Source organism: Brakhagea slesvicensis (assembly GCF_052161625.1).
Lineage (GTDB): Bacteria > Planctomycetota > Planctomycetia > Pirellulales > Pirellulaceae > JBKCUI01.
In genome coordinates this window covers 2,340,402-2,363,785 of the sequence record NZ_CP197412.1, presented here as the reverse complement: position 1 = coordinate 2,363,785, position 23,384 = coordinate 2,340,402, and the positions used below count along the sequence as shown (strand labels likewise).

13 protein-coding genes are annotated in these 23,384 nt (G+C 54.5%); 4 read left to right on the top strand and 9 right to left on the bottom strand.

Annotated features, from left to right (window positions below; genetic code table 11):
* Nucleotides 1–11 precede the first annotated feature (11 nt).
* The gene (locus tag SH467x_RS08940) at nucleotides 12–641 is read right to left on the bottom strand and encodes an ECF-type sigma factor (protein ID WP_482370925.1); all 630 of its coding nucleotides are present in this window, start codon (nucleotides 639–641) and stop codon (nucleotides 12–14) included.
* 404 nt (nucleotides 642–1,045) lie between these two features.
* Between SH467x_RS08940 and SH467x_RS08935 the strand changes: the two genes are divergently transcribed.
* The gene (locus SH467x_RS08935; protein ID WP_482370924.1) at nucleotides 1,046–4,270 is read left to right on the top strand and encodes a serine/threonine-protein kinase; all 3,225 of its coding nucleotides are present in this window, start codon (nucleotides 1,046–1,048) and stop codon (nucleotides 4,268–4,270) included.
* Nucleotides 4,271–4,479: 209 nt separating this feature from the next.
* On the opposite strand, the gene mnmA is transcribed toward SH467x_RS08935, so the two are convergent.
* The 4 genes from mnmA to SH467x_RS08915 all read right to left on the bottom strand — a co-directional run bounded on the left by mnmA (nucleotide 4,480) and on the right by SH467x_RS08915 (nucleotide 8,277).
* Nucleotides 4,480–5,616: a tRNA 2-thiouridine(34) synthase MnmA gene (gene mnmA, locus SH467x_RS08930; protein ID WP_482371357.1), complete on the bottom strand. Its 1,137-nt coding sequence runs from the start codon at nucleotides 5,614–5,616 to the stop codon at nucleotides 4,480–4,482.
* The gene (locus tag SH467x_RS08925; protein WP_482370923.1) at nucleotides 5,616–6,338 is read right to left on the bottom strand and encodes an HAD family hydrolase; all 723 of its coding nucleotides are present in this window, start codon (nucleotides 6,336–6,338) and stop codon (nucleotides 5,616–5,618) included. The genes mnmA and SH467x_RS08925 overlap by 1 nt, the downstream gene beginning before the upstream one ends.
* Nucleotides 6,339–6,541: 203 nt before the next feature.
* Complete coding sequence (locus tag SH467x_RS08920) at nucleotides 6,542–7,384, bottom strand: TIGR00282 family metallophosphoesterase (RefSeq protein WP_482370922.1); 843 nt, start codon at nucleotides 7,382–7,384, stop codon at nucleotides 6,542–6,544.
* A gap of 2 nt (nucleotides 7,385–7,386) precedes the next feature.
* Nucleotides 7,387–8,277: a class I SAM-dependent methyltransferase gene (locus SH467x_RS08915; RefSeq protein ID WP_482370921.1), complete on the bottom strand. Its 891-nt coding sequence runs from the start codon at nucleotides 8,275–8,277 to the stop codon at nucleotides 7,387–7,389.
* A gap of 43 nt (nucleotides 8,278–8,320) precedes the next feature.
* Here SH467x_RS08915 and SH467x_RS08910 point away from each other — a divergent pair, with 43 nt between their 5' ends.
* The 3 genes from SH467x_RS08910 (at nucleotide 8,321) to SH467x_RS08900 (ending at nucleotide 13,257) form a co-directional block, all read left to right on the top strand.
* Nucleotides 8,321–9,463, top strand: a complete 1,143-nt coding sequence (locus SH467x_RS08910; RefSeq protein WP_482370920.1) for a glycosyltransferase — start codon at nucleotides 8,321–8,323, stop codon at nucleotides 9,461–9,463.
* Between the two features lie 180 nt (nucleotides 9,464–9,643).
* Entirely contained in the window at nucleotides 9,644–10,045 is a 402-nt protein-coding gene (locus SH467x_RS08905) for a BlaI/MecI/CopY family transcriptional regulator (protein ID WP_482370919.1), read from the top strand.
* Nucleotides 10,042–13,257: a M56 family metallopeptidase gene (locus SH467x_RS08900; protein ID WP_482370918.1), complete on the top strand. Its 3,216-nt coding sequence runs from the start codon at nucleotides 10,042–10,044 to the stop codon at nucleotides 13,255–13,257. Before SH467x_RS08905 ends, SH467x_RS08900 begins: the two co-directional genes overlap by 4 nt.
* Here the strand turns inward: SH467x_RS08900 and hrpA are convergent.
* From hrpA to SH467x_RS08880, 4 genes are all read right to left on the bottom strand, one after another.
* A complete protein-coding gene (gene hrpA / locus SH467x_RS08895) occupies nucleotides 13,248–17,408 on the bottom strand; it encodes an ATP-dependent RNA helicase HrpA (protein ID WP_482370917.1) in 4,161 nt (1,386 codons plus the stop codon). The genes SH467x_RS08900 and hrpA overlap by 10 nt on opposite strands.
* Nucleotides 17,405–18,670, bottom strand: coding sequence for an ABC transporter permease (locus tag SH467x_RS08890; RefSeq protein ID WP_482370916.1), 1,266 nt, complete (start codon nucleotides 18,668–18,670; stop codon nucleotides 17,405–17,407). Before SH467x_RS08890 ends, hrpA begins: the two co-directional genes overlap by 4 nt.
* The gene (locus SH467x_RS08885) at nucleotides 18,667–19,635 is read right to left on the bottom strand and encodes an ABC transporter ATP-binding protein (protein WP_482370915.1); all 969 of its coding nucleotides are present in this window, start codon (nucleotides 19,633–19,635) and stop codon (nucleotides 18,667–18,669) included. Before SH467x_RS08885 ends, SH467x_RS08890 begins: the two co-directional genes overlap by 4 nt.
* Before the next feature lie 83 nt (nucleotides 19,636–19,718).
* Complete coding sequence (locus tag SH467x_RS08880; RefSeq protein ID WP_482370914.1) at nucleotides 19,719–23,306, bottom strand: alpha/beta fold hydrolase; 3,588 nt, start codon at nucleotides 23,304–23,306, stop codon at nucleotides 19,719–19,721.
* Between the last annotated feature and the right edge of the window lie 78 nt (nucleotides 23,307–23,384).

The window sequence follows — 23,384 nt, the reverse complement described above, 5'->3', positions numbered from 1 at the left end:
GGGAGCGGGTACTACTCGTCTCGATCGAGAGATTCGTACAATGCGGACCATCGCTGCTCGATGAGTTCCGACTTGCGCTCCACCGTTCTCGGCACGATTCCCAATTTGTCGGCTATCTCCCGATTGCTGAGCCCATCGAGCTTGAGCTTGGCGACCTCTTTGGCGATGGGGTCTTTGATCTGGCGGATCATCCCTTGCCAGCAATCTACGATCTCAAGGATCTGGAAATCGGACTCGGAGTCCTCCGAGAGAAAGGAATCCAGATCGTGATCGATGGTTTCGAGGGCATCCTCCAAAGTCCCGGCGAAAGGGACATGATGACTGAGGTTCTTCCTGGATCGCCATCGATCGATCACCATGCGGTGGGTGATGAAGATCATCAAATACCATAGGTCATTTCGATTCTGAAGATCGGGAAAATGGCCTTGCTCTACTTTTTGGCACACCGAGGTGAGTACTTGGATGGCGATGTCTTCCCCATCTTCATAGATCGGTTTTCCTCTCCGGATGCGAGCTTCCGAAAGCTTTCTTAACCGCCCAAAGTATCTTTCGACCAGCTTGCGGATTGCATCTGGATCCCCCATTCGCATCGCTGAAATCCACCGTGTCACGGAACCTGGCCCGCCTTCGGAATGATTCATACGAGAGATTTCTATCAAACGCGTCGAGTGTAGTAGATGCCATACCAATGGCATTCCAATTAGAATAAGTGGGTTGGGCAGCGGGCTCGAAGTTTAGTTGGATGCTGGCGACGTTTCAATACGACTGGGCTGCCCTGCATGCCCTTTGCCGCAATCCTCGTCGAGCGTTAGAAACCCTCCCGTTCACCGAGCCCGTTCACCGAGCCCGTTCACCGAGCCCATTGAAGAAGCGAACTTTAGCCCCAGCCTTCAAACCGTAAGAAACCCTTGTATTTCGACACAAAACTCGGTTCTTTTTCAGAAAAGATAAGCCTGGTCGGAATATAGGATTTCTTGGGTTTTTATGGTTGCAACACCCTTTTTTCGTCTCTATTCTCCGGTGCGAGATGTCGTTCAAAGGACTAATGATGAACTCCACACTGCACCGATTGGGTTGCTCCATCTCAGACCTTCGTGCTCTCGATTTCCTCGAGCAGCGCGAGCGGATCTGCGATGCTTTCGAGGCGGACTTACGATCGGGGTCACGACCCCATCCTCAGGATTTCGCCTCGCTGGGATCCCCCGAGTATTCGATGAGGATACTTCGCGAGCTGATCCTGATCGAGCAGGAGTGGTTGGATCAGGCCGAACGCATCGATCGCCCATCGGAGGTCCCTCCCGAGCCCGGGGAACTCCGAGAAACCGTACGTTCGAACGCCCCTTATCCGTCAGCCCCGGATGAGACTTGGACGGACAAAGAAGGTGATCGGACTGCAGAGTCCGCTCGACAACGCGATCAAAATCCCGATGAGGCTGCTGGTGACGCATCCCGCCTCCCTCCTCATTTTGATCGCTATTTGGTTCTACGATTATTGGGGAAAGGAAGTCACGGGTTTGTCTTCGAGGCGGAAGACGTCGCCATCCGCCGCCGGGTAGCCCTCAAGCTCCCGATCGACTTCCTCCACACGCCCGGGGGATACTCCCAACGCGTCATCGCCGTCTCGTATGCTCGCGAGGCGGCAAAGGCTAGTTTGGTATCCCACCCCAATATCGTAAGAATCTTTGACGTGGGGGAATGGCAAGGGATTCCTTACCTCGTTTCGGAATTGGTTCGCGGAAGACTGCTTTCCGAGCTCCCTTCCGACGTGTTGCCCGACGATGCATCCGTCGTGCGACTCTTTCTGGAATTGCTCCAAGGTGTTCGCGCGGCCCACCAAGCCGGTGTCATCCACCGCGATCTCAAGCCTTCCAACGTCATGGTCGAAGCCCGAAGCCTCGAACCTGACCTCCTCGCTTCCGACGATGGAACCCCATCGGACGAGGCCGCCCCGTCGCTGAATCCCTTCGACTCGAACGAGTACAAGGTTCGCATTCTCGATTTCGGCGTCGCCAAATCGTTTCATTCCACGACCTCGGCAACCCTCGATGGTCAGTGGATCGGTACTCCTCATTACATGAGCCCAGAGCAAGCCTCTGGGATATCCTCCCAGGTCGATGCTCGGTCTGACATCTTCAGCATCGGTGTCATGCTCTTCGAAAGACTGACCGGGAAGCTGCCATTCGATGGGGATCCCATCACGGTCACGTCGTTGATTCGAGACCAACAAGCTCCTTGTGCGAGGTCGATTCGTCCCGATCTTCCACCCCCGCTCGAAACCATCATCGCGCGCTGCTTGGCGAGAAATCCAGCCGATCGCTATCGGTCGGTAGACGAATTGTCTCACGACCTCTCCGCTTGGTTGATGGGGGAACCGATCTCTCTGGTTCCATCCATCCCCTTCAATCCTTCGCAGGTTCAGATCCATCGCGGTCGACAGGGCCTGGTCCAGATTTCCATCGCAACCCTATCCCTGGCCCTCGTATTCGGTATCGCGTACTGGATCGTCTCCTGGACACAAAATAAGAAGGGTAGCGGTATTCAACCTCTAGCCAATCTCTCGAACGCCGAAACGGGTTTGTCCGGCAAGGCCTTGCCGATGATAGAATCGTCACTTCGCGATTGGTTTGTGTCCTCGGACCCGAAACACTTGAAGTCTTGGTACCAAGCCTACGCGAGCAGCCCATCCTTTGCGAAACAGCAGCTCGAACCGTTCCTAACATCGTCTCCTTCCACCCCGACTGAGCCTTGGAAGGTCCAGTTGCTGCAGTCGCTCCTATCCTCAGACGAATCTAAATCGAACTCCGTCGACCTTTCGAACTTCGCCTCGAAGAATTTTCACCAAGCGTTGACGCGGGGAAGCGAAAACGACTGGATTTTTCTGCTGGAACGAGCCGACCCACGCCTTGCCGATACCCTCTTTGAAAGCCTCTCGGAAAGCTCGAGTGGAACCCATCGCGCTCGGTTAATTCGACTCCTCTCCCTTTGGCACCAATCGAGTCAATACGAAGCACGGATCCTTCGTTTGCTTCAATCCGTCGCGACAAGCGAACTGCTCGACGTGTTCGATGCGATAAGAAACCATCCTGAACGATTCGATGCACCGATCCAAAAGGAGATGGAACCGTTTCGAGCTGCATTGCCGCGTGCCGAAGCACTTCCAGAAGAACTGAATCCAAAATGGTGTGGCAGGCTTTCCTTGGCAGCATGTATTCTCAACGACTGGGAATGGGTCGATGAAGTCCTTGGATTCTGCAACGACATACGCCCTCGCACCTATTTCCTATGTTCGTTTCCCTATTCGGGTATCGAACTCGAAACGATTATCGACCGATATCGAAATGCAGACGATGATTGGCACTCAACCGCCATGCTTACCTGCATGGCGTACACCCCGAAACAAGATATCGATACCGATACCTTCGAGCTGCTCGTCGCTCAATTGGCAGACATCTACGGTCATCACCCCTCAGCCGGTGCGCACGAATTGAGCCGCGAGATCTTGATTCGGTGGGGGTATCGATCCAAAGTCGATTGGCTCGATCAAACACCTGGGCTCGAGGAAATCGTCGAATCGAGGAACTGGTACCACACCGAACATGGCTTACGCATGGCGATCATTCGCGCCCCTCGTGTCTTTTGGTACGGATGTTCGTTGGAAAAGCTCTATTCCCACGACGATCCTTTGACCCTCAAAGTCTTAGACCACACGATGGCGTTCAGCACGGAGGCAATCTCCAATCAACTCTATTCGAATGTTCGTCCCGATATTGGAATCCGCTTCGACGAAGGTACCGCGCAGGAGCCTTATCTGTCGGCCAAATTCGATGATATGAAACAATTCTGCCAGCGATTGAGCGCGTTAGAAGGGATCGACGACCCGGCTACCGAGTACCGCTTGCCGACATTGTCGGAATGGGAATGCTTGGCCCGAAGCAGCACCATCTGTGAATCCTGGTATGGCGGCTACGAGGAATGGCTCGCGGACTCAGCTAACATTTTGAAACATTTTACGCCAACGGGGTGGGTGATGAACGCTAGGCTGAGTCCTCGTGAACTTGTCGGAACGACCAGTATCGAACACAGGGCCTATCCCAACGAAGAGGAAGCCAAGAGGTTCGAAGTCCTTTTGTACGCCAAGGGTGGATATCACTCCACCCGAAAGGGCCCTGTGCCTGATCATCTCAACTCATTCACAACGAACAGAATTCTGGTAGAGACTGCATTTCGCATTGTGCGAACGCTGACTCTCCCTCCACTCCAAACGGACTAAGAACTTTTCATGAGCCAAAACGTAAACAACGACAGCGATTTATCTTTGTCTTACGAATGCGTTTTTGAATGCAATGGGTCCGTGTGGGTGCTTATCAGCGGTAATCCTCCCCTAGGCTACATCTGCCAGCCACCCTCCGGAAGTTGCTCTTCAGGCGAGCTAGGCCAGCGCGTTGCCTATCCACCCATTCTCGAGTAACCCTTCGCGGTTCACCGATGTGTCGATTGAATCCAACCGCAGCCGAGCGCTCGGCTACCTCGAAAGACCGCTGCGAGTTGCCCCGGTGAGACTCCAAAGGTTGGATCGTGAAACCGTACGTCAAAACTCCCATCGCTATGTCGCTGGACCATGGCTGGTTGCGGTTCGGAGTTGTATCGAATCTGCACCTCAGCCTCGAACGGAATCGCCCAGGGAAGATCTTCCGTCAACCAGTTGCTATCGATCGCTATCAACGATGTCCTTCCCAACGACTCATGCGGTCCGATCACCACTTGTCGCTTCTCCGCATCGATCGAAGTCACAAAGTATGGGGATCCCATCGCGACGCCGATCCCCTTTCTCTGCCCGATGGTAAAGCCCTCAATGCCCGCATGCGTCCCGACGACGCGTCCATCTTCGGTGACAATCTCTCCCGGCTCGGAAACTCCTGTCTTGTCTCGAATGAACTGCGCATGCTGGCCGCTTGTCACAAAGCAAATCTCTTGACTATCTTTTTTGTCGGCAACTCGTAAACCCACCTTGCCAGCCATTTCTCGTATTTCCGGCTTGTGATAAATCCCGACGGGCAAGAGCATGCGTGACAAGTTCTCTTTGGGAATCCCGGTCAGCACGTAGGCCTGGTCTTTGTCGTTGTCCAATCCGCGGTGCAATTCCCACTCACCTGTTTCTCCCTGCACCATCCTGGCATAATGCCCTGTGGCCACGTAGTGGGCTTCGGCTGCATCGGCGTAATCGAACAGCCGTCCGAACTTGATCCAGTTGTTGCATTGCACGCACGGGTTCGGGGTCCTCCCATGTTGATATTCATCGATGAAGTAATCGACAATCCGTTTGAAATCCTCTTCCAAATCCAGGGCGTAAAAGGGGATCCCCAGGCGATCCGCCACGCGTCTCGCATCGGCCGCGTCGCTCGCCGAACAGCACCCTTGCTTGTGGTCCAACCTCCCCTGCAAGATCGGCAACAGCGGGTTGGGCTTTCCTGCGTCCAACTCGCATGCCTCGCTCGACTTTTCACCGTGTCGCATGAATACGCCGATCACTTCGAAGCCTTGCTCTAAAAGCAAACTCGCAGCGACACTCGAGTCGACCCCTCCGCTCATGGCCAAGACTACTCGCTTCGCATTCATCACGCTTCCAGTATCCTTCTCTCAAACAATTTTCGTATTCGTGCATCTCGCAACGTATCGGCAACCCATCGGGCGCCGTCAAATGGGCCGTGTTGGGTATGCGCGTTGGGTACCGATACCACGTAAGCACCCGCGGATACCCCGGCTCGCGTCCCGGTGGGACTATCCTCCAATACCAACATCGATCCCGCGTCGACACCCATCCGTCTAGCCGCCTCCTCATAGATGTCCGGGTGGGGTTTGCCTCTCGGGACATCGGCTGCCGTCAACACAAAATCAAATCGATCGAAAATACCGACTTGCGTCAACGCCTTTGTCGCAAAACTTCGCGTGGAACTGGTCGCTACGCACCTTGGAAGACTTTGACTCTCGACATGATCGAGCAATTCCTCCAAACCGGGCATCAATGCCAACCGCGTCGGCAAAAGCTCTTCGAAGATCTCATCCGTCTCGCGCTGCAAAGCCTGCCAAGTCTCCTGCAATCCTTCGGCCGCAATCAACACGCCAAAGGCTTGGGGGGCTGGAAGACCAATCATCCGCTGACGGACCTCTTCGCGATATGCTCTTCCCCTTCGCCCCATGAGGATCTCCCCCACTTCACCATACAAATCCTCCGTGTTGAGCAACAATCCATCCATGTCGAATGCGATCGCCTCTATTTTCGTGGATAAGTTGTCGATTGCCTGTTTCCCCATGTCTCTCGTGTTTCCAAGTACCAACACCGCGAATTTCGATGTTCAAAGCTCACGGTTTCATCAACGTCTCTTCCTTCATTTTCATTCGCTCCACCGACAGGTTATCCACACACCTCCGTCTGGATCCCACCAAGCCTTTTCCAAGCGTTGGTGGTGAAAATCGATGGTTGTGTACAAATCCTCGTCCCCTACTACTAATACAACATATGTTTAAATCTATATAGATAGACCTAAGAGCCTTCCAAATCCGATGGACGCAAAACGAGTCGACCGATCGCGATCGCTTTCCCCGTCGAAGGATCGCAATCGACCCATGTTCCTGAGAGCCGTACATCCTCCGTTGCCACATGGAAGGAGTTGGGATCGAAGGTAAGGGTCGTATTCAGAACAGGTGTGATGGAACGCCCCAGGATGCTTTCGTAAGGCCCCGTCATGCCGACATCGCACTGGAACGCGGTTCCGCCCGGCAGGACGCACTCGTCGGCGGTAGGGACGTGTGTGTGGGTCCCTAGGATGGCGGTCACACGCCCGTCTAGATACCGAGCCATGGTCTGCTTGTCGCTGGTCGCCTCTCCATGAAAGTCGACGAGGCGAACCCTGCAATCCTCTGGCATCCGTTGCAAGACACGATCGACCGCCAAGAACGGACAATCGACGGGACGCATGAAGACGCGACCCAATAAACTGACGATGCCAATCGAAAAGCCGAGCGTGGTCTGAATCGTGCAGAACTCCTGCCCCGGAGCGCCGGGGGGGAAATTTGCCGGTTTGACGATATTGCCAGCGGTGGTGAGAACGGTCGCAATCTCACGCTTTTTGTAGATGTGATCTCCCAAAGTGATGGCATCAACACCGGCCTCCACCAATTTCTTGTACTGATTGACGGTCAGGCCAGCCCCATCGGCGGCGTTTTCAGCATTCGCGACGATCGTATCGATTTGACCAAAGCTCCGAAGCCACGGAATCGCTTGGCATACGATGGAGACACCTGGTTTCCCAACGATGTCTCCGACGAGGATCAAACGATGATGGTTCGCTGGTTTGGCGGGGAGTTGCGGTAGTTTCAAGTTCATATTCAACGAGGCTTGCGAGCGTAGACTTCGATCAAAGGTCCCAAGTGCAGGCGAGATTCCCAGTAGTAAACGGACGATTTGATCCACTTGCCACAAGGCAATCGGCTGTCCAAGGATTGATTTCGACGCGGGGTTGCGGATTGTTCGATCGTCAACCCCATACCCTGGAGCAATCGAGTCAAGGTTGCGAGCGAGAAGAAGTGGAGATGGGTCGATGGGACGGAGTTGGACGGTCTTGGTTGGCGAAGAAAGAGCTCGCGGATTCGATCAAACAGATCGCCGAACTCGTAGGGAACTTCGACCACGAGAACGCCGCCAGGCTTTAACGCATCGATGAGTTGTTGAATACGGAGCTTGGGCTCGCGGAGATGCTCTAAAACATGGCTGAGATGAATGCAGTCGTACGAGCTTTTAGGAAGTCGAATCGATTCCACGCTCCCGACGAGGATGGGAATGCCATAGTTCACCTTGGCATAGGAAGCGCATTCAGGACTGGCCTCGATGCCTTGCACGTCCCAACCCAGCCTTTTGGCTTCGGCGAGAAAGAATCCTCGCGATGCGCCAACATCGAGCAGTTTTCCAAGTCGGGGGAGCAATCGATTTAGAGTGTCGAAGCGAGGAGCCAACTGCTCCGATACATGGGGGCCGCTGATGGCAAACGCTTCTCCAGCGGAGTCATACGACTCGGCATAGTCCGCGGAATCATATATTTTTTGGACTGCCTCTTCATCGGGAAGGGGGAGTAAGATGCCTTGACCACACCTATCGCAACGGTGGACGGACGCATCGGGAAAACGAGAACGAATGACGCGGGTCGTTGCGACGTCGGGGTTCCAATGATTGGACTCGCATACCAAGCACGCAGGATGAATTATGGGGTAGGATGAAGACATTTTCCCAGTTTAGCCACGTGTCGCGGGAGTCGCGGAGTCGATCTTGTCCAGCCAAAGCGCATTTTCGGAAAAACCGCTACCTGGTCGCGTCGAATTGGTCATCCACGGACTCTCGGGAGGTGGCTCAGAGCGACAGATGGCCTGCTTGGCAAACCATCTGGTGAAGAAGTCGGATGTCCGACTTGTTACGCTCTCTTCCGCCTCGGACGATCGATACCGATTGGATGAACGGATCGAACGCAGAGGGCTTGGGTTGGTCTCGTCGACGGGAGGTTGGTTGCAAGGTCCCCTTGGAAATTGGCAACGCATAAGGGCGCTGAAAAACGATGCGCACGATTGGCACGCAGACTTGGCTATTTCCTTTTGCGATTCCACCAATATCGTCGCGCTTGCGGCATGGGCCAAGAAATTCCCCGTCGTCATTTCCGAACGGAGCGATCCCAGGAAACAGAAGCTCTCTTTCGTTTGGGAAACGTTGCGAAGAATTCAGTATCCACGGGCAACCCGGTGCGTCGTGCAGTCGGACGATTTGAAGGAACACTTTCAACGCACGCTCTTTCGCAAATCGCCCGAGAAAGTCGTCACCATTCCCTCCGCGATCGATGCACCGTCGTTTGACGTAGAGGATTGGATCGAGAATCGCAGCCGGCGGAATCGCTTCACCTGCCTCTACATGGGGAGATTCTCCCGCGAAAAGAGAATCGATCGAATCTTGAATGCTTGGTCGCATCTTGCTGCGCACCATCCCGATTGGAGCCTCAAGCTAGTCGGTGATGGCCCCGAGAAATCGCGATTGCATTCCCTGGCGAATGCGAGCATCCAACCCGAATCGATTCAATGGGAGCCATGGACCACCGACGCTTGGAAGGAATGGCAACAAGCCGATCTGTTTGTCCTGACCAGCGACTACGAAGGGTTCCCGCAGAGCGTACTGGAAGGGATGACGGCAGGATTGCCTAGCGTCGCGATGAACTGCTCTCCTGCGCTGGCGACGCTCTATCACCATTCCCAAGCAGGTCTGTTGGTCGAAAGCGAAGCGGAGTTCGTGTCAGGCTTGAAGCGATTGATGTCATCCGTCGAAGAGCGCCGCGATATGGGATGGGAAGCCCACCAAGCCGCGATGCCTTACCGATGGCAAAACGTTGCGCCGAGGTGGGAGCAAGTCATCGTCAGCACCGAGGCTTGAGGAAGGTCGACCTCGATCGCGGACGTTACGTTCGCCTTATCGAGCAAAGAAGTCTCTTTCTTCTTCACGACTCCCCCCAACTCATTGCTGAATATGTGTTGATTCTAACTACAAATGTAGTTACCGTGACGCTTTGTGTAATAGAATGAGTTTCGCGGATGGTGCCTTGGGGAGATTTGCATGAGTAGAAAACGGGCCGAATTGTCGGCATCGCAACTTGAGATCATGAAAATCATATGGGAACGTGGCGAGACGACGATTTCGGAAGTTTGGCAAGAACTGCAAACACGACGCAAAGTCGCTCGGGCGACGGTGCAAACGGTCATTGGTCGATTGGAAGAAAAAGGCTGGCTCAAACATCGAGAGATTGGCCAAGCCTTCATGTATTCGGCCGTAAGCGAGCAATCTGAGATCCAACGTAACCTGGTGGATAACCTTTGCAATCAAGCGTTCGATGGCTCGGCCTCGGGTCTGGTATGGACCCTACTCGATAGCCGTGGTGTTTCGAAAAAGGATTTGGAACGTATTCGTGAATTGATTTCTAAAGCAGAAGGTCAGAAAAATAGGAGAGGCAAATCATGATGGTTCTGTTTCAACTCGGCGCACAGAGCGACTTCCTGGCATGGATGATTCGGGCTTTCGCATTCTTAACATTCGTTCTCGCCGGTGCTTGGTTGCTAGCCCGATTTGCAGGAAGAAACAATCCTGCGTTTCGCTCTACCGTTTGGACAACATCCATTCTGCTTACGTTGCTATTCCCGGTAATGGCATGGCTAGGCCACGTCAACGAAATGCAATGGATCCGAATACCAAACCTTGGCTACCATCCAAGGATCGAATCGGGAATTGATCAGTCGACAATAGCCTCTCCGAATTCTTCCAATAACGCACGTCGCATTTCGCAACCCGCAGCCCAATCTGGTCTACGAAGCCGAACCCCAGAAGTACCAAGCGAGGCCATCTCGCCTAACAATCCGAATGTAGATATCACTCCAGCCCCCGAAACCAAGAACGCAACCGATCCAACAATTGCCCCAGCAGGTAATGAAAAGTGGTTCGAACAAATCGCTATCGAGAGCTTCATCTTCATTTGGGGCATTGGAGTCGTCTTTGGCATCGTTCGATTGGCGCTCACCATGGCAGGGATTCGTCGTCTCTTGGCGATCGCTCGTTTTGAGCAAGCACCGAGGCTCGAACGAATCGCTCAAAGTGCACGCGAGTCGATTGGCATGCATTGGCAACCGACCATTGGAACCTCCGAACATGCAAACTCCGCGTTCGCGGTCTTTCACGGCCTGCGAGGATGCATAGTTCTACCCGAGAGGATGGTACGCGAGTTGTCGGACACGGAGCTGAGGGATGTGATGACGCACGAGTGCGCTCACTTGCATCGATTCGATCCGATTCTTGGAATGCTTCAAGCGATAGCGACGATTGTTTACTGGCCGCACCCACTGATCTATCTGGCAAAGCGGGAGTTTATCCAATCGCGAGAAGAAGTGTGCGACAACTACGTGATGAGAAACTCTGACTGCATCGAATACGCAAAGACTCTTCTATCGATCGCAGAGCGAGGCGTATTGGGCTCTACCGTCGCAGGGGCCACCTCCTTCACCAGCTATGCAATGGGCCTCGAAGATCGTATTGCAGGGCTTCTTAGTAAGAGGCGCGTTCGCAGTATTTCGACCAGTTGGAATGCGAAGGCAAGCGTCGTGGGAATATTTACCGCGTTAGCACTTTTGTGCGCTACCTCGACATTTGGATTGGCTGAAGATCAAGGGGTTCCAAGCTTTCCATGGCATTCGGAGCGAATGCAAGTGTTGGGGGACGAGCGAGGAAGATCATGGGGAAAGACTTGGGGTGGATTGGATGTTCATCCCGATGGGCATCAACTCGTGACAGCTGACAATTTGGGAAATGTGTACCTTTGGAACTCCAACACCCTGGTGCTTGAAAAGCACTTCCGTTTCGATCCAAGCGTCCAATCGGCTCGATATTCGTGGGATGGAAATGCGTTGGTGGTCGTTCGAGCGGAAAAGCCCATGCTATGGATCGACTTGAAGTCGGGCGTCTATTCGACGAAGGAATCCTCGGATAGTCCATTGCCCGTACAAAGCACCCACCAATGGTTTGGCGATCGAAGAAGCTTTCTCGTTGGATTGCAGCTTTTGCAGATTTCCAAAGCAGGTGAATTGCAGAAGCCACCAAGTGTGGAACTAAGACTAGAAGAGTTTTCCACAGGGAAGCCTACACCGATTTACAGTATCAAGGCGCTATCGAACGACGGACAAAAAATTGCTGGAGTGCGTGAGGTGAGAGAGGAAGGCCGGGATGACCAAGGCCGACGCACGTCGAGAGTTGTCGATGGCAACGTGATTATCATGCAACGGTTTTCCCGCTTCGGTAATGACACATTCCGCCGTGAGTTTGTTCTCAATCAAACCATCCCGGTGCAAGCCATGGCGTTTTCGAACAATAACCGTCTTATGGCGATGAGCACGGCCGACGGAAAGATAACGGTATTCGACATCTCTGGGAATTGGCCCGTTAGCCAAGCCGTCTTCGAACACAGCGGTCATGTCCAAACACTTTGCTTCCATCCCAACGGGAAGATGCTCGCTGTCGGAACAACGGATTTGGAATTGTGGGCTCTCGACGAGAACCAAGCGACCAAGCTGGTGTCGATTTCACGCAATCGATCCTACGCGAACTTGTTGGGAGGGGGAGGCCAATCTGTAGTGTTTAGCCCGAATGGAGACGCCTTTTTCTTCTTGGATGGCGACTACGGAATAAGACGTTGGGATCTAACGCAATCGAATATCGATTCAAACGACGCCGAACGACCTCGCTATGACGAAAGTCACCTACTTGGTTCCCGTTTAAGCACCCATCGACTCATTTCGTTTGAGCATAATTCTTATAATTGGCGACGGTATTTCGAGGAACCAGCGACCGGGGAAGTAATCGTACGCGACTTGAAAGAACTCGACGCTGCACCCAAGTCACTATTCAAGATCGGGCCAGATCCTGCGTGGGGCATGTGCATGAGCCATGACGAACGCCGAATTGCGTTCTTCACCCAGCGCGAATCGAAAACGGCTCTCGAACTTTGGCAGGTTTCCATCGAGGAATCTCAGCGACTGGACCGTATCGAGTTGGAAGCCGCATTACCCGTTTCGTCCGGAGGACTGGCATTCAGTCCCGATGGCACCACTTTAATAAGTGGGGGAAAACAGGGGGCGATTCATGTGTGGGACATCTCGCAAGGGAAGCTTCGGCAGCGCGCTGCCATCGCACGGGACCCTGAGTTATGTGATATTCGTGGATTGCGTTTTTCACCCGATGGATCGACCTTTGCTTCCATGGGATTACCTGGGGGTGTGAATCTATGGCGTCTAGAAGCGCAGGACAGGGCACTAAAAAAACTGCGAACGATCGGCAACAGCATTGATGGTGTTGCGTGTGTAGGCTATTCGAACGATGGAAAGATGCTCGCGACGGGGGACGACCAAGGTAGGATCAAGCTGTGGCCTCTCGACAACGAAAATGCAGCTCCGATAGACTGCGCACACCATGATTCAAGAATACATTCGTTGGAGTTTCGCTCTACGAACGACGAGATTCTCTCATGCGGGGAAGACGGCCAAGTCATCGTGTGGGACATTAAAAAATCAAAGGTTATTCGCGCGTGGCGTTATCCCGGTCCCGTGCTCGATGCCAGATTTGACGCTACCGAAAAAAAGGTTGTTACCGCGAACTCCAACGGATCCATTTATGTTTGCGACTACCGTTGATCGAGGTCTTGTTGGAGTTTTTCCAGGCGTTTGGGGGAGATGCTGATTCGGGTACCAAGCTGCTGGGAGTGGAGCGAGACTCGCAACTCTTCAATACCCCAGCGGTATTCCAGCAGCTTGCCCGTCGGCGACAACGTATCGACACCTAAGGCGTCTTTCGCTTTGCTCCGCACGCTTTGCCAAGTAGCCGCGGAGGGTTGTTGTCGCTCGATACGCGATTCGTAATCCATCCAAAATCGATGAGCGGTTTCCTCGATCGCCAAGTCTTTGGTGCATCCTGTTGCTTTGAGCTTTTCGATGCGAACCGCGAGCGACTGAAGATAGCGAGGATACTCTTTGAGGATCACCCAAGGGGTTAGCCATGCCGAATGAGGACTCCACAGGTGGACTAGTTGGTTTTTGATCTGTTGCAGACTGGGACCCCAACTCGATGGAGCTCGCTCCAGCAACGCTCGCACTTTGTGATTGGCCTCAGCCAGTTTCGGTAGCCAGCGGGCGATTTCGCCAGCAGCAAGACCGATTCGTTCGATGCGCTTCAATCGCGCCAGATCGAATTCGACTTGCGTCCGCGGAACCGGCGCCAGCGACTCCAGATGCCACTGGGTATCCAAGAATGCCAATCGGGCGATGATGTCTCCGAGCCAATCGCGGAGTTTGTCCCCCGGCAATCGATCCGAAAGCCAAAGACCTGCGGACGTGAATTGAGGCAAGTATTGGACGTGACTGCGAATCTCTTTTCGGTCGATCCGATGCATCAGTCGAGTCCAGCCAATGCGCAAGAGCTGCTCAGCCAAAAGGGGATGATCGACCGTAATCGTTTGCGTCTGTTCGCTGGTTGTCAGCAACGTCGGATACAACTCGACACGAACCCCACCGCGCAGCTCCGTGACCGATGTCGGAAGCAGCTCAATGTCCCATTTCTCCAGTTTGCTTCGCATCCAATCGTACGAAGTCGACGTCGCATGCGTCTGAACGGCCTGGTGCACCACATGCTGACGCTCTCGCTGGATGGATTCCAAATCCCGACCGGTCTGGACAATCTTGCCTTCCTCGTCGAGCACCTCGATGCGCATGCGTAAATGCTCGGGCAGGGAAGTAATATCGAAGTCGTCGCGAACGACTGGTTCTCGCAAATGGTTGGAGAGAATTTCACAAAGGGATTTCCAGAATGGCAACTGGGCCTGAAAGGCAGCCAACCATTTCGGTACTAAGAGCTTGGCCGTGTCCGGGACGGGAACGAGCTGTCGACGCAATCGCTTGGGAAGCGATTTGATCAGTTGAATCAATTTTTCCTCTAGCAACCCAGGAACGAGCCAATCCAGCCGATCGGGATGGATTTGATGAACGACGGCGGCAGGAATGCTCACGCTGACTCCGTCGGTCTCATGGCCCGGCTCAAACCGATACTTGAGTTTTAACTGGGTCACCCCCACCGATACTTGTGTGGGGTATTGCGTATTGACTTCGTCCTTATCGATGGGGAGGAGGACATCGGTCCAATCGAGATAGGGAGTCAGGGGTGCTGCATCCCGCTTGAGCGTCCGATCCCATTGCTCGAGCGTATTGCGATCGACGACGGTGGGAGGGATTCGCTTTTCGTAGAAGTCGACGAGGACTTGAGGATCGAGGATGAGATCGCGGCGGCGGGTCCGATCGGCCAGCGATTGCACTTGTTCCATGAAGGTTTGATTGTGCATCCAGAACTTGGCCCGCGACGCCAGCTCTCCGCCAGCTAATCCATGCTCGATCAACAGGGTTCGAGCGAGAAGAGGATTGAGGGGTGCGAGGGGGACAGCGATACGAGGTGAGACAGGGAGTCCAAAAAGGGAGCCGCGGCGCATGACCATGGCACGCCCCAGCTTTCGGCTGAAGTGAGCCTCTTCGTAACTGTACTTGATCAAATGGGCAGCGACTCGTTCGATCCATTCCGGCTCGATCTTTGCTGCGGTTCTCGCGTAGCGTTGGGTCGTTTCGATCCGTTCCGCCGAAACGATCCACTTGGGCTTAGCGCTTCGAATGCCCGAGCCCGGCCAAAGTACGACTTCTAAGTTTTGAGCGCCGCGATATTTGCCGGTATCCTCCATCATGGCGATACCAGAGAGAAGCCCGGTGAGCAAAGAGAGATGAAGCTGATCATACCCGTTTGGATATTGCGTATTGGGTTTGAAATCGGATGGAGTTTCCCCTTTCCGATCCCCACGACGGCCTGCTTCGAGGCGGACATTTGGAGCCGTGTCCAGCGGCTCCAGTGCAACGGTTTGTTTATACGGTGTGATTTTGGACTCTTTGCAATGTTCCAGCAATTGCCGATGGACGTCGGCCCATTCTCGGAGTCGGATGATGGACAAAAAGTTTTCTTGCAACGCACGTGTTAATCGGGAACGGCCCAATTGCTCCCGCAGGCCTTGGTAGAATTCCCAAATGCGAAGGTAGGCGAGAAAATCGCTGAGGGGATCTTTGAAACGCAGGTGGGCTTCGTCGGCGGCAGCACTTTTTTCGGGAGGCCGGATGCGGGGATCTTGGGTCTCGAGTGCGGCAGCGATGATGAGCATTTCATGCAAGCAGCCGTTGGCTTCGGCGGCGATGATCATCCGTCCGACGCGAGGATCGACCGGCCATCGAGCAAGTTTTCGACCGACGTCGGACAAACGGTCTTCGGCATCGAGAGCACCCAATTCTCGCAGGACATTCATCCCTTCTCGCACGGCTTCTGGGCGAGGAGGGTCCAACCATGGCAAACCTTCCATGTCCTCGATCCCGAGGGATTTGGTATGGACGATGGTTGCGGCCAAATCGCTCCGACGGATCTCGGGCGTCGCGAAGGGGGGGCGGCTCAGGTAGTCTTGCTCGTCGTACAGGCGAATGGCGATACCGGGTCCCAACCGACCGCATCGTCCGGAGCGTTGGTTCGCGGAGGCTTGCGGAATCGGCTCGATCGGGAGCCTCTGGACTTTGCTTTTGGCAGCGAAGCGGGAGACGCGGGCGGTACCCGTATCGATCACATAACGAATGCCCGGTACGGTGAGAGAGCTTTCCGCGACGTTGGTTGCCAGCACGATTCGAGTTTTGCTGTGGGCTTGAAAGACCCTTTGCTGTTCGGCTTCGGTCAGTCTCGCGTAGAGGGGCAGCACCTCGACCTGCTGAACCATTCCTCGTTGGGTCAAGTGCCCGCGCAAGAGTTTGGCGGCATCGCGAATATCGCGTTCGGTGGGGAAGAAGGCCAGGATATCTCCTCGCCCTTCGGCGAACAGCTCGTCGACGGCGTCGCAAAACCGAGCCAGCTGACTTTCGTCCTCGCTCCACTCTCCCGTTTCGCGCGATTGGGCCCGTTTGTCGTTAGCACCTCGGTAGCGGACTTCGACGGGATAGCTACGCCCCTCGACCATGACGACCGGAGCGGGCCCCAGAGCATCGACGAAGTGTTCCGAGAAACGTTCGGCATCGATCGTGGCGCTCGTGATCACGACGCGAAGTTCCGGGCGTTTGGGCAGTAGCCTTTGCAGGTAGGCCATGAGTAGGTCGATGTTGAGCGACCGCTCGTGCGCTTCGTCGACGATGATGCAATCGTATGCATCCAGGAATCGGTCCCGTTGGATCTCGGCAAGGAGCACCCCGTCAGTCATCAATTTGATCCAGGATTCCGGCTTGGTTTGGTCGTTGAACCGGACTTTGAAACCAACCGCTTCACCGAGCTTGGAGTCCATTTCTTCCGCGACTCTGGCTGCAACCGAGCGGGCTGCGATCCGTCTCGGTTGGGTATGACCGATCCAACCCGTTTGCCCAAGCCCTGCTTCGAGGCAAAGTTTGGGAAGCTGGGTGCTCTTGCCAGATCCGGTCTCACCGCAGATTACGACAACTTGGCGATGCTGGAGCAGATCGATGATCTTGTCGCGCGCGGCGGTGATCGGTAGCTCGGGATCGTACGACAGGTTCTTGGGTACCTTTTGCCGACGTTCGTAGGTTTCGAGCGATTGGGCGAGCAGATGTTCCCAACGCTCGAGATCGGTTTCCTTTCGCTTGCCATCCGGGATACGTAGGATGCGATCTCGCTGCTGTTTGAGACGCAGGTAGTGGCGGCGCAGCAATCGGTCTTGGGGAAGCGGGCTAAGAGATTGCGAACGATTGCGTTCCCCCGAAGGAGCTTGGTTCATGAACGTTCCCAGCGAACAGCGAAGAGTCGCGCGAGCACGATGAATACCGCCGCGCATCCGGTGAGCACTCCCAGCTCCAATCCAATCTCCTCCAGTGAAAGCTCTCTCCAAAAGACTTTGTTAAAGCCCTCCAAAGCCCAAGCGTTGAAAGTCGCCATTCCGACTCGTTGCATCGACTCGCTCATCAGATAGCGAGGTACCATGCTCCCACCCAGCGCGCTCATACTCAAAATAACAATCGTCGACATCCATCCCAATTGTGTTCGCGACTTGCATAAGGAGGCGAGCAACAGTGCAAAGCTCGATGCGGCTCCGGCGGTGACGAGAGTCATGGCAGCGAATCCATCGAAATGCCGCCAGAGTTCAATTCGAAACACGATCGAACCCCAAAGAAACATCAAAAACATTTGGATGCACCCAACAATCGTCAAATACGCCCACTTGCCCATCAGGAGTTGGTCCATGGTCAATCGGCTGCAGAGCAGACGATCGAGGGTCGAATTCTCTCGCTCTTCCAGTAGCGAACCGCTGGCGGTCGTCGCGCTGAACAGGAGAAACATCACCGCGATTCCCGCGGCATACATCGCGATCACCGGGTTGGTTTTGTTGCCACCGATCAAGTCGACGCTTTCGATGACCGGCATTCCCATCGGACTGGAGGAAGCAATTTCATTTGCAGCGGGGGTATAGGATGCGGGTATGACTCCGCTGGTTCTGGTCCCAACGGGAAGGGCTCCATTTGGTAGCGACCCGTTCGTCAGCGGTCCTATTGGAGGAGATTCGGCGCGACTCGGCGATGGAATGGATTTGCTTTGGGCCGTGAATACGGACTTCTGAACGATCGCAACCAAGACTTGCGATGCCACTTGATCGAACGAGTCGGTCAACACCTCGATCTTCGGTGCATCGGTTTGATTTGAACCTTTCGAGAACACAACGGCAGCGGAAACCATGCCGCGTCGCACTAGTTCTTCGGTCGCAGCGCGATCAATCCGCTTGAGCGTTCCAGCTTCATCTACGTCCTGCGTGATTCGCAAGGACTTTTGTTGTTGCAGTTCGTCGATCGCTTTTTGAGTCAAATAGGAACCGGACTCATCGCAAATCGCGATCTTGATCTTCGGGGTCGAGGATGACGAGTCTCTCGAGCCGAAAATCAGTGCGAAGATACTAAAGAACAGAATGGGGACAATGAAGGTCAGCACCATTTCGGAGCGATTGTTCTTCAACCGTCGCCAACTGGTTTGCACGACGGTCCAGATCATTCCCGAAGCTCCTTGCCAGTCAAATGCAAAAAGACATCGTGAAGATTAGGTTGATGGACATCAAGGTCCTTCAAAGTCCCTCCGAGTCGCTGAATGTTTTGCAACAACTCGGGCAATTCTTCGGCAACGTTTCCGATGTATGCGTGAAAGCGTTCGGTTTTGGAGTCCCAGCGAAGTCCCTTTGGTGTGGTGACCATCAATCCTTCGATCGAAATGCTGACCAAGCGATCTGAGCCGATGGTGGACTCCAAAAGGGATTGAATCGTACCTTCGGCGATGACTTGTCCGTGATCGACAATGACGATGCGATCGCTGCGCTGCTCTGCTTCTTCCAAGTGGTGGGTGGTCAGTACGATGCTTGTTCCGGCGACATGCAGCTCGTCCAGCATGTCAAAAATGCGTTGTCGGCTTTGTGGATCGACACCGACCGTTGGTTCGTCCAATAGCAGCACGCGAGGGCGATGCAAAACACCGCAGGCGATGTTAACACGCCTTTTCATCCCGCCGGAGAAGGTACGGGTCAGATCGTTGGCGCGGTCGGTCAGACCAATCCACTCCAATGCCCACGCCACCCGTTCGCGCAGACTGCCGGAGCGTAGGCCATGCAACCGACCAAAGCATTCGAGATTCTCTTTGGCGGTCAAATCCGGATAGATCGCCAACTCCTGTGGGATGACCCCTAGATGTAGCAAGGCATTTGGGGAATGGATCGGTTTGCCCAAGAGTGTGACCGATCCGCTGTCGGGGCGAACGCGTCCGCAGATCGTGCGGATGAGAGTGGTTTTTCCCGCTCCATTGGGACCGAGCAATGCCAACCTTTCCCCTTGCAGTACCTCAAACGAGAGACCGCGGAGCGCTTCGGTTGCACCGAACTTCTTACGGATACCATCAACCCTGAGCACCGCATTGCCAGCGGTGCTGTCAGGAGAGTTCGAAGCGTTCGTGGGAGTGAGAAGCGAGGACACTAGTAAGGCTGCACAAGGTGAATAAATACGAGGAGGATGGAGCCGATTATACGTACGGCCCTGTTCAAAAGAAATGTAGATTCCTACTCCCGAGCGGCCATTCGATACCTGGGAGCAAACGACCAATAGGGCGGGTTTTGGTTCGCTTGCATTTCCAAATAGTTTCGATTGTTGATCGGGAGATCCTTGAGCAAGTTCGCGATATCCTCGAGCACGTTCACGCTACTACCATAGTACGAATGCCCCAAAAGACTGGAGTCGATCGAGGTCGCATCGATGGTCTCGATACCGGGAAACACGACCACACCGTGGCTGGAATCCCCAACCCGCTGGCCTTGATTGAAGTATCTGGATGCGAGCAGGGCGAGATCGGTTTGCGAGGTATACAGTGTGACGCGTTTCGCTTTGCTGGTGATTCGAGGGGCGATTTGCTCTCGGAAGACCCCTGCATCGATGTCGGGAGCGGCCAAGATGACTTGATGGAACAACGGGCCGTCGCTTTCCAGCTTTGCAAGTGCTTGGGTCAATCCGACGTTCCCCATACTGTGGGCGACGAGATGGATAGCCTCTGCACCGGAGTCCCGAGCGATTTGTTCGAGAAAGGCGCGTATCTGACCCACGCTGGCTTGGATGTTCAACGCATCGTCGGGGTACCGATACCAATCGTTGTGCGAGGGCCAGCTATAGAACACGGGAGCTCCCTGAAACTGAAGATCGACCGCCATCTGGGCGGTGCGTCGCGCGGCATCTTCAAAGGAAACGTTGTAGCCATGGATGAACACCAGCAGATTCTTGCCGGTTTGATCCATGTTCGCGTGAAGCTTCTCAAAAAATTCATCTCGCTCCAATTGCTCCGTCTTCGCGAGAATGATGTGCTGCGAGGGATTCTCTTTCACTTCGAATCGCAGGAAGAGCGAAGGGGATTCCAGTTGTCCTGGGACGTGTGTTTCTGGGATGGTGACTTGGCAGACGCCGAACTTCACTTCGTCCGCATAGTCCCCGCTGTACAGGGTTGGTGACTGCAGAAACCAAGCGGACCCGTCCAACGTGTCTTGCGCGAGAAACACGACCCCGGCCAAACCGACCAACGCTGTGAGCGCGTAGCGAGTTGCTCGTTGCCACGCAAAGGCTACCAAGCAGATGACAAGACAGAGAACGGCGATCGCAAACAAACTCCATCGCAACGCATGACTGAACTGCGAGATCAGTTTCAATGCGCGGTTGGTACCGTAGAACACATCGACTCGTCGCGAGATGCCTGCCTCGCGATCAACGGCCGAGAGAGGGGGAAGCGGCGCAGGTACGGCTCGATCTGTCAGCCCCTTTTCGGTCGGTGGTGGAGCGGTGGCGACGGCTTCGGCAGCGGACTTTGGCGCTCCGACGACGGCCTCTTCCGCGTCGGGAGCACGAGCCGAAAAGACGATGGCTTGCCGCATGGCTGACGACATCCCTTCTGTCTCGTCTCCTCCAGCTCCGAGACCGCTGGTGAAGTCATCGACCAATCGCCACGCTTGCAATGCGATTGGTGAATTCGTTGGAGATTGCTCGATCCTGGTAAAGAGAGCGGGAACGATCGAATCATCGAAATTCCACGCCATGCGAAGGGATTTTTCAAATGCCTTTCCTTCTTCATCGCCAGACACATGTTTTAAAAGATCATTCCAATCAGCCGCGGGCATTCCCACCAAAGTTCGAAAGGCGATCAATCGTTGAGGGAGGGAGGCTGTCTTGGATTCCAAGGTTTCTCGAAGGGCTTTGCGGCCAGGTTCTCCGATCTCTCGAGCGATGTTCTCGATCGAATCGTCGAGCTTTTCGCTTGGAACCATAGCCAACAAGAGATGGATTGCGGTGTTGGTTTCTCCCGCCAAGTGATAGCCATAGCGAGCAGCGCATGCCAGCAACTCGTCCTCCACATGCGTATATTCCGAGAGAACTGGAATGGCACAGCTTCCGGTCGCGTGCGCGAGCGTATGCAAAGCTGCCGCTTTGATCTGAGGGACTTCGTCTTCTGCGTTGATGACATTCATCATGTCGTTCACAACTGCAATCGAATCGACGGAACAAAGTCCTCGAGCCTGGTAAGCAGCGAGCCGTTCCTCCAGCCAATACGACGAGTCGTTCGCGATCCGACTGCAGAGACTATCGAGCTGCTCATCGCGAACGCCGACGATTTCGCATGCGCGGAGCAGATCGACAATGCAGCGGCTTTCCGCTTCGGCATGAAGTTCTCGAAGGATCGCCTCCCGCAGTCTCGTGCTAGCCAAATTCGGGTTGGCTTTCAAAATCCTCGCGGCATGGAGTTTTGCGTCTGCAGATTCTTGTTTGTTACAAAGAATCGATACGATGACCGAGATTTCTCCTTCGCCGAGCTCCTTCACATTGCGCAAGGCTGCTAGGGAGAGCTCGCGTACGCCGCTATCCGTCGCTGAAACTAACTCCACGAGACGTGGGGCGATTCTCGAGCAAGCTTCCCCATGGTAGGAGCAGGCGGCCAAGGCCTCCATGACGAGGGAATCGCTATCGGCCTCCTCCTGCATCAGGAGACTTTCGATCGCCCGGAGTACGTCGGCATCGCCTGGCAAGTACTCGCTTAACGCATGAACCAATTCCCCTCTTCTCCAGCTATCCTCGCGATCGCTTTCGAGGAAGGCCAGTCCATAGCGTTTGACGGCCAGTCTCTCTGATTCGCTTATCCGATCCCGGTTCTTGGTGAGGAGAGTAAACAACTCCGTCCAACGCGAGGGAGACCGTTGCTGCAGGGTGAATCGAATGATCTGCGAAAGGATTTGCGGCTCGCATGTGGGGCTTTGAGCCAGAGATGTCAAAGCCAGCAAGCGGTCTTCCTCGCTGCGGGCTGAATTGCAAGCAATCGACGCGAGCGCTCTGCGAACCGCTTCTCCTTGGGGCTTCGCTACGGTCAACAGGAAGGCTTGATTCGAATCGAATTCCTTTTGGTCTTGGATCAATACCGCAGTCAATACATCATCGTCATAGCGATCCGACAGGAGGAGCATGAACTCGAACCATCGCGGGGAGGCCGTCGTCAAGAGTTCTTCGATGGCTCGCTGACGGTCAGCCGAGGAGAGTGCTGGTAGATGGCGATTGGCAAAACGCCACATCTCGACGAGTTGATCCTCTTCGATTCGAAAGAAATCATCCAGGAACTGTTGTGTCGCGTCGCTGATCGCAGGCCGATTCGCCCCGTAGACCCTTCGCGGGAGATTTTGAGTCCCCGCAAGGTGCAACTGTTCGTTTCGATCGATGAAGGCATCGATTTGTCGTTGGATGCGGGCATACGTACCAATGGAATCCAATCGAGCGGATGCAAAGCGGTAGAGCGGAGCGAGATCCTCCCATTTGGGCATCGTTCGACTTGAAAAGCGGATCCGATCTATCTTGGCTGCAGAATTTCCAATCGCCTTGGCTGCAGCGAAGCGGACCTCCTTGCTCTCGTCGTTCAACGCTTCCACGAGCTGTGGGAGACTCTCAGGAAGTGTTGCGAGATCGCGTATTGCATGCTCCCCGACAGAGCGAATCGCCTCCGCGCGCCGCGCGGCTTCGCTTTGGGGGCCGGTGAAATCGGGATACCTAGGCGTCTGCCCTTGAGCCCATGGACTGAGAGTGAGGGCGAGCAACAAGCATAGGAGGTTGGAACTATTCAAAAAACGCATCGACACTTCCCCGCAGTGGTTCGCCGGACAGGAATAATCTGTCGATTAGCAGGATGAGATCGCTAGCACAAGATGGAT

Excerpts from the sequence above, each read along its gene's own strand:
- SH467x_RS08940 (WP_482370925.1), bottom strand. The coding sequence starts at position 641 with ATGAATCATTCCGAAGGCGGGCCAGGTTCCGTGACACGGTGGATTTCA.
- SH467x_RS08935 (WP_482370924.1), top strand. The coding sequence starts at position 1,046 with ATGATGAACTCCACACTGCACCGATTGGGTTGCTCCATCTCAGACCTT.
- mnmA (WP_482371357.1), bottom strand. The coding sequence starts at position 5,616 with ATGAATGCGAAGCGAGTAGTCTTGGCCATGAGCGGAGGGGTCGACTCG.
- SH467x_RS08920 (WP_482370922.1), bottom strand. The coding sequence starts at position 7,384 with ATGAACTTGAAACTACCGCAACTCCCCGCCAAACCAGCGAACCATCAT.
- SH467x_RS08915 (WP_482370921.1), bottom strand. The coding sequence starts at position 8,277 with ATGTCTTCATCCTACCCCATAATTCATCCTGCGTGCTTGGTATGCGAG.
- SH467x_RS08905 (WP_482370919.1), top strand. The coding sequence starts at position 9,644 with ATGAGTAGAAAACGGGCCGAATTGTCGGCATCGCAACTTGAGATCATG.
- SH467x_RS08900 (WP_482370918.1), top strand. The coding sequence starts at position 10,042 with ATGATGGTTCTGTTTCAACTCGGCGCACAGAGCGACTTCCTGGCATGG.
- hrpA (WP_482370917.1), bottom strand. The coding sequence starts at position 17,408 with ATGAACCAAGCTCCTTCGGGGGAACGCAATCGTTCGCAATCTCTTAGC.
- SH467x_RS08890 (WP_482370916.1), bottom strand. The coding sequence starts at position 18,670 with ATGATCTGGACCGTCGTGCAAACCAGTTGGCGACGGTTGAAGAACAAT.
- SH467x_RS08880 (WP_482370914.1), bottom strand. The coding sequence starts at position 23,306 with ATGCGTTTTTTGAATAGTTCCAACCTCCTATGCTTGTTGCTCGCCCTC.